This is a genomic window from Actinoplanes sp. NPDC048988 (assembly GCF_043197815.1).
Classification (GTDB): Bacteria; Actinomycetota; Actinomycetes; order Mycobacteriales; family Micromonosporaceae; genus Actinoplanes.
Genome location: NZ_JBICTW010000003.1, coordinates 484,593 through 495,708 on the forward strand (window position 1 = coordinate 484,593; position 11,116 = coordinate 495,708).

The window sequence follows — 11,116 nt, forward strand, 5'->3', positions numbered from 1 at the left end:
TATGACTCAGCGGCTCTCGCGGCTCCAGCGCGGGCCGACCTCGAGCCATTCGCGTTCCCAGTTGCGGTAGCGGTGCCGGTCGAGCAGGGCGCGGCCGATGCGGTGCAGCCCGGCCGTGGCCGCGGCGGCGCACAGGACGACGGCGGCGCCGACCATGAAGCCCTGGGAGGCGGGCTGGCGTCGCGGCGGCGGTTGCCGCGGGGTGCCCCGGTCGTCGACCCAGAGGGGGACGCGGCCGCCGGCCGTGTCGTTCGGCGTGACCGGGACGGCGCCCTCGCGCGGCGTGTTGTCCGGCGCCGTCCAGGTGGCCCGGGCGGTCAGGGTGGCGCCGGTGCGCCCGCCGACCGACGGCACCGGGTCGCCGCGCAGCACGGCCTCGACCTGGAAGATGTGCGCCTGCTCCCAGCGCTGCGCCCGCAGGTCGGTCCGGTACGCGCTCTGGCCCGCCCACCAGCCCAGCAGCGGGGCGCCGGCCAGGAAGGTCATGACCAGAGTGAAGAGCATCAGGCCCTCCAGGCGATCGGTGGCGCGGCGCAACTCGTTCGGCACGTCATCCAGCATCCCTGTGGCGGGCCGCTGATGGGTTCACCCTCGCCGGATGAGTCCTCGGAAGGGGATCGCGGCCAGGCTCGGTGGCATGGCGCGCACGTGGATACCGTTGAGCAGACGCCTGCGGGCCGAGGACGAGGAGGCCACCGCCTCCGGCATCTACGGCCTCATCGTGGGAGCGGCCGTGCTGGTCGCCGGGCACGCCGCGACCGCGCGGGCGGTCGTCGTGGCGGTGATCGTCACGCTGGTCATCTACTGGGCGGCCGAGCGGTACGCCCGGATCGTGGCCGAGCGGATCCACCAGGGCCACCGCCCGACCTGGCACACGGTGCGCCGGCAGCTGACCAGCGGCTGGGAGCTGGTGTCGGCCTCGATCCTGCCGCTGCTGGTGCTGCTGGCGGTGAAGGTCACCGGAACGTCGCTGATCGGCGCCGAGATCGCCTCGCTGGCCACCACGACGGTGCTGCTGTGCATGGCGGGCTGGCGGATCGGCGCCGGTGGCCGGCTCACGACGAACGAGCGCCTGGTGTCCACGCTGGTGGCCGGCATGTTCGGCGCGGGCCTGGTCGTGCTCAAGACATTGCTGCACTGAAGCGGGGCACGTCGACGACCCGGGCCGTGTACCAGCCGACGTCGTCGAGGTAGCGCTCGCTGACCGCGAAGGCGCCGGGTGCGATCGAGATCAGGCTCCACGAGTGCGGCACCCCGCGCGTGCGGTGGCTGGTCGCGGTGCCCGCGACGACGATCAGGCAGCCGGCCATCGGCAGCACCCGGGGCACGTGGGTGTGCCCGGCCAGCACGATGTCGGGCCGGGCGGCGCGCCGCAGCCTCGGCCAGCCCGGCAGCCATCCCTCCCCCGGCGGATGATGCAGCGCGATCAGGCGGACGTCGCCCGCCGGGGCCCGGCCGAACACGCCCGCCGCCAGCTCGGTCTGGCGGCCGGTGAGCCGGCCGTTCTTCCAGCGCCACCGCGGCATCGACTGCAGCCCGAGCGCGGTCAGCCCCGGGACCCGGCGGACCGGGTCGAGGTCGTCGGTGATCGCGCTTCGATAGGCGCCGTACGGGTCGAGCAGGCGCCGCCGGCTCAGCAGCGGCACGTCGTGGTTGCCCAGCACCACGAGCAGCGGCCGCGGCAGCCGGTCGAGCAGTTCCCGGGCCTGCCGGAACTCGTGCGGCCGGGCCCGCATGGTGCTGTCCCCGGTGACCACGGTCAGGTCGGGCCGGGCCGCCATCACGTCCGCGGCCAGCCCGGCCGCCGCCCGCCGGTCGTGCGCACCCAGGTGCAGGTCCGACACGTGCGCGACAAGCACCGTCAAGGCTGTGCCTTCTCCGCGGCGGAAAACCCATGCCCGATCATGGTATAGCCGGTTCAAAGCGGCCCATCTCATCCTCGCCCTTCTGAATGACACCCCAGCTCGACTCGGGCACCGGCTGCCAGGCGCCCTTGAGGTCGCCCAGCGGCTCCGAGACGACGAGGCGGGTCTCGTCGGACAGTCCGCGCAGCCGCTTGTCCTCAGGGTAGAGCTGGTGCAGGGCCGAGATGTCGGTGCTGTAGAACAGGGACCGGCTGTGCCCCTCGCTCGAGTAGCGGAAGCCCCAGATCCGGTCGCCGTCGGTGGTGGCCACTGTCATCTGCAGCGGATCGGGTACGCCGTGGGCCCGGGCCACCGACTCGATGAGGCCGGCCATCCGCTCGACCGCCGCGATCGGCCGGTCCCGCAGGCCGTAGGTCAGCGCCAGGTGGAACATGACCTCGGAGTCGGTCGAGCCGGCCAGCGACGAGTACAGGTCGGGGTCGATCGCCAGGACCAGGTCGCGCTTGAGGCGGGCGAAGTCGCGGATCGAGCCGTTGTGGACCCACAGCCAGTTCTCGTGCCGGAAGGGGTGGCTGTTGGTCTGCTGCACGGCCGTCCCGGTGCTGGCGCGGATGTGGGCCAGGAACAGCGGCGAGGAGGTGGCGGCGGCGATCTCGCGCAGGTTGGCGTCGCTCCAGGCCGGTCCGACCCCGCGGAACAGGGCCGGCTCGGCCGGCCCGTCGACCGGGTACCAGCCGACGCCGAACCCGTCGCCGTTCGTCGTCTCCACCCCGAGCTTGGAGTGCATGCTCTGATCGATCAGGGAGTGCTGGGGCTTGTAGAGGACCTCGTCGAGGCGGATGGGCGTTCCGGAGTAGGCGAGCCAGCGGCACATGGTGCTTCCTTTTCGTCGAGCCAGTGGCGCAGCAGCCGGTGTACGGCGTCGGCGCCGGTCAGGCCGGTGGGCGCGGGCCATTCCCGCGGGTGGATCAGCAGCGGCCGGTCCTGCCAGCCGCCGAGGCCGCCGTGGCAGCCGATCAGTTCCTCGAACGCGGCGACCTCCTGCGTGTCCGGGTCCCAGAGGCTGTTGACCAGCAGGTCACCGGTGTGGGCGAGACCGTCGTGGCGGCGCAGGTCGTCGGCGGCGTGCGGGCCGAAGCCGTCGAGCGGGTCGGCGCCCTCGATTCGGTCGCCGTCGAGCCACCGGCGGCCGCCGCGGCCGAGTACGACCGGGCCGTCGCGGCCCGAGCGCACCATGACCCAGCCGACGCCGGGGTGCGCGACCAGGCCGTCGATGAGCTTCGGATGGCGCTGTTCGATCTCCTCCAGCGTCACCCGCCCGGACAGGCGGGCCAGGTAGACGAGCGCGAGGTTGCCCGAGGCGGCGACGACGATCTCGGGGCGGCCGATGGTGGTCTCCGCCCGATCGGCGCCGGGGCGCAGCACCCGGGCCCGACCCTCCTGTTCGTCCTCCTCGAGCGCCACCACCTCGCCCGGCGTGGTGAGCTGGCCGACCAGGTCCTCGAAGCGCAGGCCGTAGCGCTGGGCGAAGGTGGCGCCCTGGCTCTGCCCGTGGTCGGAGAGCACGACGAAGCGGTACGGCCGGGGCGCCGCCGCCGCGACCTCCTCCAGCGTGGCCAGCACGGCGTCGATGCCCTCGAGGGAGGCCAGCGCCTCCGGCCGGATCGGGCCGGCGTGGTGCGCGATCTCGTCGTAGTCGACGAAGTCGCAGTAGATGGCCGGCGCCCCGCGCATGACGTGCTCGGCCAGCAGCGCCAGGTTGAGATGCCGCAGCAGGACGTTCGTCGCGCCGCGCAGCAGCACGTAGCCCCAGTCGCGGCCGATCCGCGGCTCCACGCCCCGCAATCGGCGGCGCCGGGCCTGGTAGAGCTCCTTGACGATCTCGCCGACGGTCAGCACCAGCGAGCGGGTCAGCCCGAACGGGTCCAGCAGATAGGCGCTGACGTACCGGTCGGGGCCACGCCCGGAGCGGACCGTGCTCATGGTGAGCAGGGACGTCGGCGCGCCGCCCGAGAAGACGTTGCTGATGCTCACCCCGCCGTCGCTGAGCAGGCCCTCGGCGCACCGCTGCTCGACCAGGGCCGCGTCCGCGGGCCGGTTCGTCACGACGAGGCGGCCGGGCTCCTTCTCGTACCACCGGAAAGCCGGAACCTGATCGCTGGCGCCGTGCAGCAGCCCCGCCTGGCTGGCCGGCGTCGTCGCCGGCAGCCGGGCGTGCCACTCGGTCAGCGTGTGCCCGGTCCGCAGCCAGCGGCTCAGCGTGGGCAGATTGCCGGCCTCGACCGCCCAGCGGGCCAGCGGCGCCGACAACCCGTCGATCTGGATCATGACCAGGCCCGGGGTGCCGGTGCGGACGACGTCGCGCCGGTACCGGCGGTGGGCCCGGATCAGGTGCCGGGTGACCACGCCGGGCTGGCCCGCGGTCACCAGCCACAGGCCGAGGGCCATCAGGGCCGCGCCGATCCAGGCGGCCCAGAACGCCGGCCAGAAGCCGTCGACGTGCACGCCCGGCGCCAGCAGCAGGGCCCCGTAGACGATGAGCGCCTGGCCGGCGAGCCAGCCGGTCACCACCCCGGCCCAGCCGATCCAGGTCAGCAGCCCGGCCAGGGCCGGGCGCAGCACGGCGCCGAGCAGGCCGACGATGACGGCGACCAGGAGCACGTCCCCGGCGCCGTCGGCGCTGATCCCGGGCAGCACGGCGATGGTGAACGCCGCGGCCACCCACCCGAGCGCGACGAGGGCCACCGCCCGCGCGACGGCGCCCATCGTTCAGTGCACCGTGCGGCGCAGGTAGAACGCGAGAACGACCTCGCCCAGGCCGACCACGATGCTGCTGATGCCGGTGAGCAGCACCAGGGCGGTCAGCGACAGGCCGGGCGCGAACAGCAGGATCAGACCGGCCACGATGGAGAGCAGGCCGACGCCGATCAGGCCGGCGCGGCGCACCCCGGACGTCCGGTAGGCGGCGATGACCTCGGCGATGCCGCTGAGGATCCAGGTGACCGCGAAGATCAGGGCCAGCACGGTGAGCCGGGTGACCAGGTCGCGCAGGCAGAGCAGCCCGCCGACCAGCACCACGATGCCGACGACGCCGGTGAGCACGTGTTCGCCGGCGCTCTTGCCGCGGCCGGGGATGAAGGCGCCGACGGTCCAGGCGGCGCCGGACATGAAGAGCCAGATGCCGACGAGCAGCGCCATGATGCGCAGGCTGATGTCGGGCCAGGCGAGCACGGCGACGCCGAAGCCGGTGCCGAGAAGGCCGGTGACGAGCATGGCCCACCAGGGGAACGGCTGGGACCGCACCTCGGCGAGCAGGTCGGGGGGCTGCGTCCGGATGGTTGCCTCGGTCATGTGACCAGCGTCGGCTCTCCCGGGGGCACCGGCCTCATCCCCCGCGAGTGAGCGACCTCAGAGCAGGCCGGCCTGCCGGGCCTGGACGACCGCCTCGCGGCGGCGGCCGGCGCCGAGCTTGCGGTAGATCGAGCGCATGTGCGCCTTGACCGTGTTCACCGAGATGCCCAGGCTCTCGGCGATCTCCCCGGCCGTCAGCACGGTCGGCAGATATTGCAGTACGTCGATCTCGCGCTCGCTGAGGGGGTCCGCCGAGGGCAGGCCGCCCAGCACCGGGATCTCGCCGGTGATCTCGGCCAGCACCCCGTCGGCGACCGGCCCCCGCGGCTCGCTGAGCCACTGCTGCCGGCCCGCCAGCACCAGCATCCGCTCGGGATCGAGGCGGCGGAACGGGCGCCGGATGCGGTCGGCCTCGGCGGCGGCCAGGGCGTGGCCGAGGGCGTCGGCGGCGCGGCCGCTGCGGCTGTGCGCGTCGGCCGCGAGCGCGGTGAGCACCCACGCCGCGACCACCGACACCCGGTCGGAGCCCTCCCGGGCCAGGGCGAGCAGCTGCTCGGCGGCGGTGAAGTCGCCGAGCGCCAGGTGGCCACGGGCGAGGCAGACCTGCTCGGCCGGGGCGAGCGGACCGGCCGCGTACCGCTTCACGACAGCGGCCGGCTCGCCGAGCGCGAGGTCGATCTCGGCCCGGGCGAGGTCGAACGAGCGGTCGAGCAACGGCGCGTGCTGCTCCGGCCCGGCCTCGGCGGCCGCCTTGGCCAGCACGGTCCGGGCCGCGGCGGGCTCTCCCCGGTCGATCAGCAGCCGGGCCCGGAGCACCGCGGCCAACCCGGCCATCACGGTCTCCGGATGCTCGCCGAGCGCCATGAACGCCTGGCGCAGGTCCGCCTCGGCGTCGACGTCGGCGCCCTGGTCGAGCTTGATGAAGGCCTGCGCGAGGTAGGCCGGCGCGACGGCCGGGTGGGTCAGCGCGTCGATCCGGCGCGCGGCCTCGATCGCCGCGATGGCGTGACCGGCCGCCTCGGCCGGCGAACCCTGGCGGTGGACCAGCAGGGCCAGGTGGCTCAGCGCGTTGATCTCGATGAGCGGCGTCCGGGTGACCCGGGCCGCCGACGCCGCGGCCCACAGGTAGCGGTCGGCGTGGTCGAGCCGGCCGGTCCAGAACAGAGCCGAGCCCTTGTTGTTGAGGACCATGGCCCGGTAGGGCAGCAACGACGGCACGTTGGCGTCGAGCCGGGTCAGTTCGGCCAGCAACGCCGTCGTGTCCTCGATGACGGCCGGCATGTCGCCGCGGCGCCGGGTGACCGTGCCCGACTCCAGCACCGCGGCGGCCAGCTCGACCCGCCCGCGGTAACCGGGGGCGTAGGTCTGTAGCAGGGCCCGGGCCCGGGCCAGCTGCTGCGGGACAGCGGCCAGGTCGCCGTGCGCGTAGCGCAGGATCGCCGAGCAGAGCAGCAGCTCCGGGCTGTCGGCGAGACGGCCGGACGGGATGCGGCGCAGAACCTCGAACAGCTCGGCGTGGTCGGCCGAGGCGACCAGGGTCAGTCCATGGTCGACGACCAGCCGCCCGACCAGGCCCCAGTCGCCGGCGGCGGCCGCGTGCCGCAGCGCGGTCAGGCCGTCGCCCTGACCGTTGTGCCACTGGGCGGCCAGCAGGTGCAGCCGCGGCACCTCGCCGGGCTTGCTCACGGTGACCCGGTGACGCAGCGTGGCCCGGAAGAGCGGGTGGTAGCGGAACCACCGGCCGGAGCCGATCCGCTCGACGAAGAGGTTGGCCGCCGCCAGCTCCTCGAGGATCCGCTGGCTGTGCTGCTGGCCGGTGAGCGCGTCGGCCAGGCCCGCGCAGACCCGGTCGCAGACGCTGGTGCGCAACAGGAAAAGCTGCCGGTGGGCGGGCTGGGTGGCCAGCACCTCGCGCAGCAGGTAGTCCTCGGCGGCGGCGGCCGGGCTGATGCCCTCGGGCGCCTCCATGGCCAGGCGCAGGCCGGCCGGCCAGCCCTCGGTGCGGCGCAGCAGGTCGGCCAGGCGCTCGGCGGACAGCCGCCGGCCGGACTGTGCCGACAACTCGGCCGTCTCGGCCGGCCGGAACGCCAGATCGGCCGACCTGATCTCGGTGAGCTCGCCGGCGGCGCGCTCGCGGTGCAGGGGTATTCCGAGCTCCCCCCGCGTGATCAGCACGAAGCGCAGCCGGCCGCCGGGCCGGGCCACGAGGGCGGCGAGCCCGGCCAGGGTCCGCTCGTCGGTCACCCGGTGCAGGTCGTCGAGGACGAGGACCACCGGCGCGGGCAGGGCCGCGACGGCGGCCGCGACGCGGGCCGCGTAGTCCAGGCCGTCCTCGGCCGGCGACGGACCGGCTTCCGGCAGGGGGTGCCCGGGCGGAACGCCGCCGGAGGTGCGCAGGGCCAGGACCAGATCGGACCAGAGCGCGTACGGATGGTTGTGCCGCGGCTCGCAGCTCAGCCAGGCGATCGGGCCCGACACCGCGCGGGCCGCCGCCCACGAACCGGCGAGCGCGGTCTTGCCCCAGCCCGGGCCGGCACAGACGAGCGTCACCGGTTGCCGGACACCCTGATCGAGCCGCTCGGCGAGGCGGCCACGCCAGAGCAGCCTCGGCGGCAGGCGCGGGCCGGACGGCCGGGCGCCCAGCGCGGGCACGGCACGGCCGCGCACCACGGAATCGCCCATATCGCCACCCTCCGGCAGGAGACGCCGTTCCCACGGCCCGGTACCACCGTCACCGAAGCACATCAGGCGGAGCGCCAACAAGCCCCGGTATTGGCGAGGCACGAAGAATTGACGGCGTTCATCCCGCGGGCATGAGGCGGGCGGACCAGGCGGCGGCCATAGTGGCCGTCATGTCCAGCTACGCCACGGAACGACCGCCGGGCGCCGCTACCGCGCCGCCGGCCACCGGATGGATCGGCATCATCGTCTTCGGCGGCATCATGCTGATGGTCGCCGGCGCCTTTCAGGCGATCGAGGGCCTGACCGCGCTCCTGCGCGACGAGGTCCTGCTGGTCGCGCCGGGCGCCCTGCTCATCGAGGTCAGCTACACCACCTGGGGATGGATTCACCTCCTGTTCGGCCTGCTCGCGATCGTCGCCGGCGCCGGGGTCTTCGCCGGCTGGCTGTGGGCCCGGATCGCCGGTGTCGTCGTCGCCTTCGTGGCCACGCTGGTGCACGCCATGTTCCTGCCGGCGGCGCCGGTGTGGTGCACGATCCTGATCGTGATGGACATCGTGATCATCTACGCGCTGTGCGCGCACGGCCGCGACGTCAGAGCGGGCTGATCAGGCGGATTGATCAGAGCAGATTGAGCTGGCGCGCCCGGCGCACCGCCTCGTTGCGCCGGGCCGCCGACAATTTGCGCAGGATGCTGCGGACGTGGGTCTTCACGGTGTTGACCGAGACGTACATCCGGGCCGCGATCTCCTCGGTCGGCAGCATCTCGGCCATGCCGCGCAGCACGTCCAGCTCACGGCGGCTCAGCGGCTCGACCATCGCCGGCGGGGCCGCGGCCGGCCCCTCGGCCGGTGGTTCCGCGCCGAGCCAGCGGTACTGATCGTCGGCTCGCAGCACCCGGCGCAACTGCGAGCGGACCTGGTGCATCGGCCGCCGGTGCCCGTCGGGGGCCGCGACCCGCATGGCCCGGCGCAGCGCCTCCCGCGCGGCCGGCGCGTCGTCCGCGTCGGCCGCCAGCACGGCCAGCAGCAGCCAGGCCTCGATGGCCACCGGCACCGGCACGCGCACCCCGTCGGCCACGGTCCGGGCCACCTCGTGTGCCCGCACCGCGTCGCCGCGCGCGTGCAGCAGGGCGGCGTCCACGATCGCCACCTCGGGCGGCCGCGCAGCCGGGTAGGGGCTGAGGATCACGGCGGCCTCGGTGAGGTGACCGGAGCCGATCAGCAGGCGGCAGTGTCCGAGTACCAGAGCCGAGCGCAGCCAGGCCGGTGCGGCCGGAACGGTGCCGGTGGTCAGTGTGGACAGCGCGCTGCGCTGCTCGCCCCGCGTCTGCAGGCGGCGTGCCTTGACCAGGGTGTAGGCCGCCGCCGAGAGCGGGTCGCCGCCCGGTCCGCACAGCGGCTGGGCGGCGCGCAGGTGCCGGTCGGCCGCCTCGACGTCGTAGCGTTCCAGCGCGACCCAGGCCAGGGCGACCTCGGCCCCGCCGGGCCACCGGGCGCCGGTCAGGCCGCACTGGGCGGCCAGGTCGAGGCCCTGCTGGGCGAAGGTCTCGGCCCGGCTGAGCCGGCCGCGGTGCGCCTCGAGCAGCGCGAGCTGCCGCAGGCAGTCCACCTTGAGCGATTCGCTGCCGACCGGCGTCAGCGCCACCGCCTCGGCCAGCGCCTCGACCGCCCGGTCGACCGCGCCGGCGTCGCTGTGCGCCATGCCCTCGGCCGCCCGCAGCAGCGCCGGCAGCTCGGGGTGCCGGGCCAGGCGGCCGGCCGGCGCCACCGACAGGAAGGTCTTCGCCACCGGTACCAGCTCGTCCACCCGGTCCGGGTCGGCCCCGCGCATCAGCAGGATCCGCAGCAGGAAGCAGGCCAGGGTGATCCCGTCACCGCATTCGCTGCCGTGCACGCTGAGCAGCTGACCGGCGTAGCGGAGCTGGTCGGCCGCGCCGAGGTGGTCACCGTCGCCGTACGCGATGGCGGCCCGCACGACCACCGTCTCGGCGTGGGCGAGGTGCTGGGGCAGGCCGGCGAAGAGCCGGCCCAGCCGGCCCGCACCGCCCTCGATGACCAGCCGGCCCACCGCGTAGTCCTCGATCACCATGGTGGCCGCCGTGCTCCAGTCGCCGGCGCGGACCGCGTGGTCCACGGCCTCCTCCAGCCGTCCGTGGTCGGCCAGCCAGACCGCCGCCCGCTGGTGCAGCTCGGCCACCAGGTCGGGCTCGGTCCAGGCCAGCTGGGCCTGCAGCAGCTCGGCGAACAGGCGGTGGTATCGGTAGACGTGCGAACCCTCGCCGACCGGCTGGATGAACGCGTTCTCCCGGGTGAGCTCGGCGAGCAGCTGCGAGGCGTCGAACCGGCTGGTCACGGCGGTGGCCAGGCCCGGGGTGAAGGTGTCGAGCACGCTCGTCTCGAGCAGGAAGCGGCGCACCTCGGGCGCCTGGATGCGCAGCACCTCGGCCAGGAAGTACTCGGCGATGGTCGAGTCGTCGCCGGAGATGGTGGCGACCAGGTCCTCGGCGTTCTCGCTGGACTGCAGGGCGCAGGCGCACAGCCGGATGCCGGCGGCCCAGCCCTCGGTGTGTGTCAGCAGGGCCCGCCGGTGGGCCGCGTCGAGCGGCACCCCGTGCAGGTCGAGCAGGTGGGCGGTCTCGGCGTCGGTGAAGGCCAGATCGGCCGTACGGATCTCGCGCAGCTGCCCGGCGAGCCGGTAGCGGTGCAGCGGCAGCGGCGGGTCCCAGCGGCCGGCCAGCACCACGCGCAGGTTGGCGGTGTGCTCGAGGAGGAACTCCAGGCCGTCGGCCCAGCGGTCGCCGGGCAGCTGGGAGACGCCGTCGAGGATCAGGACGACCGGGGTGGGCTGGGCGGCCACGATGCCGGCGAGCCGGGTCAGCAGGGCCCGGCCGGCGCCCATGCCGGGCGTCACCGGCACCAGCTCGGGCACCCGCACCCCGGCCCGGCGCAGGCCCTCCACCAGGTAGACCCAGAAGGCGTCGTCGCTCTCCACGGTGATCCAGGCGATCGGCCAGTCCACCGGGCGGCTGCGCACCCACGAGGCGAGCAGCTGGGTCTTGCCACCGCCGGCGACGGCGGTGACGAGGGTGACCGATCCGTGCACTCCCTCGGTCACGCGGTCGCGCAGTGCCGGCCGCTCCACCATGAACGGCGGCGCCGCCGGCACAGCGAACTTGCTGGCCAGGATCGCGTTGTCGGCGAATGTCTCGAGCACGACTC

The 11,116-nt window shown here is 74.4% G+C and carries 9 protein-coding genes; 2 read left to right on the top strand and 7 right to left on the bottom strand.

Annotated elements, in window-relative coordinates:
* Nucleotides 1-6: 6 nt before the first annotated feature.
* Nucleotides 7-549 (bottom strand): hypothetical protein, encoded by a 543-nt coding sequence (locus ACGFJ7_RS13120; RefSeq protein ID WP_360248441.1) that lies wholly within the window; start codon nucleotides 547-549, stop codon nucleotides 7-9.
* A gap of 109 nt (nucleotides 550-658) precedes the next feature.
* Here ACGFJ7_RS13120 and ACGFJ7_RS13125 point away from each other — a divergent pair, with 109 nt between their 5' ends.
* On the top strand, nucleotides 659-1,141 hold the full coding sequence (locus ACGFJ7_RS13125) for a hypothetical protein (protein WP_360248439.1): 483 nt from the start codon (nucleotides 659-661) through the stop codon (nucleotides 1,139-1,141).
* On the opposite strand, the gene ACGFJ7_RS13130 is transcribed toward ACGFJ7_RS13125, so the two are convergent.
* The 5 genes from ACGFJ7_RS13130 to ACGFJ7_RS13150 are packed head-to-tail and all read right to left on the bottom strand — an operon-like array spanning nucleotide 1,122 to nucleotide 7,898.
* A complete protein-coding gene (locus tag ACGFJ7_RS13130; protein WP_360249977.1) occupies nucleotides 1,122-1,859 on the bottom strand; it encodes a metallophosphoesterase in 738 nt (245 codons plus the stop codon). The genes ACGFJ7_RS13125 and ACGFJ7_RS13130 overlap by 20 nt on opposite strands.
* Before the next feature lie 43 nt (nucleotides 1,860-1,902).
* Nucleotides 1,903-2,739, bottom strand: a complete 837-nt coding sequence (locus ACGFJ7_RS13135) for a class II glutamine amidotransferase (RefSeq protein WP_360248437.1) — start codon at nucleotides 2,737-2,739, stop codon at nucleotides 1,903-1,905.
* A complete protein-coding gene (locus ACGFJ7_RS13140) occupies nucleotides 2,664-4,631 on the bottom strand; it encodes an alkaline phosphatase family protein (RefSeq protein WP_392642284.1) in 1,968 nt (655 codons plus the stop codon). The genes ACGFJ7_RS13135 and ACGFJ7_RS13140 overlap by 76 nt, the downstream gene beginning before the upstream one ends.
* A 3-nt stretch (nucleotides 4,632-4,634) precedes the next feature.
* Nucleotides 4,635-5,216: an HdeD family acid-resistance protein gene (locus ACGFJ7_RS13145; protein WP_392642285.1), complete on the bottom strand. Its 582-nt coding sequence runs from the start codon at nucleotides 5,214-5,216 to the stop codon at nucleotides 4,635-4,637.
* Between the two features lie 57 nt (nucleotides 5,217-5,273).
* Nucleotides 5,274-7,898, bottom strand: coding sequence for a LuxR C-terminal-related transcriptional regulator (locus ACGFJ7_RS13150; protein ID WP_360248431.1), 2,625 nt, complete (start codon nucleotides 7,896-7,898; stop codon nucleotides 5,274-5,276).
* Nucleotides 7,899-8,068: 170 nt separating this feature from the next.
* Between ACGFJ7_RS13150 and ACGFJ7_RS13155 the strand changes: the two genes are divergently transcribed.
* Entirely contained in the window at nucleotides 8,069-8,503 is a 435-nt protein-coding gene (locus ACGFJ7_RS13155) for a hypothetical protein (RefSeq protein ID WP_360248429.1), read from the top strand.
* A 13-nt stretch (nucleotides 8,504-8,516) separates the two neighbouring features.
* Here the strand turns inward: ACGFJ7_RS13155 and ACGFJ7_RS13160 are convergent, their stop codons facing one another.
* Nucleotides 8,517-11,111, bottom strand: a complete 2,595-nt coding sequence (locus ACGFJ7_RS13160) for a LuxR C-terminal-related transcriptional regulator (protein ID WP_392642286.1) — start codon at nucleotides 11,109-11,111, stop codon at nucleotides 8,517-8,519.
* Nucleotides 11,112-11,116 lie beyond the last annotated feature (5 nt).

What these genes read in the sequence shown, in the direction of transcription:
- ACGFJ7_RS13135 (WP_360248437.1), bottom strand. Translation starts at nt 2,739, where the DNA reads ATGTGCCGCTGGCTCGCCTACTCCGGAACGCCCATCCGCCTCGACGAG.
- ACGFJ7_RS13140 (WP_392642284.1), bottom strand. Translation starts at nt 4,631, where the DNA reads ATGGGCGCCGTCGCGCGGGCGGTGGCCCTCGTCGCGCTCGGGTGGGTG.
- ACGFJ7_RS13145 (WP_392642285.1), bottom strand. Translation starts at nt 5,216, where the DNA reads ATGACCGAGGCAACCATCCGGACGCAGCCCCCCGACCTGCTCGCCGAG.
- ACGFJ7_RS13150 (WP_360248431.1), bottom strand. Translation starts at nt 7,898, where the DNA reads ATGGGCGATTCCGTGGTGCGCGGCCGTGCCGTGCCCGCGCTGGGCGCC.
- ACGFJ7_RS13155 (WP_360248429.1), top strand. Translation starts at nt 8,069, where the DNA reads ATGTCCAGCTACGCCACGGAACGACCGCCGGGCGCCGCTACCGCGCCG.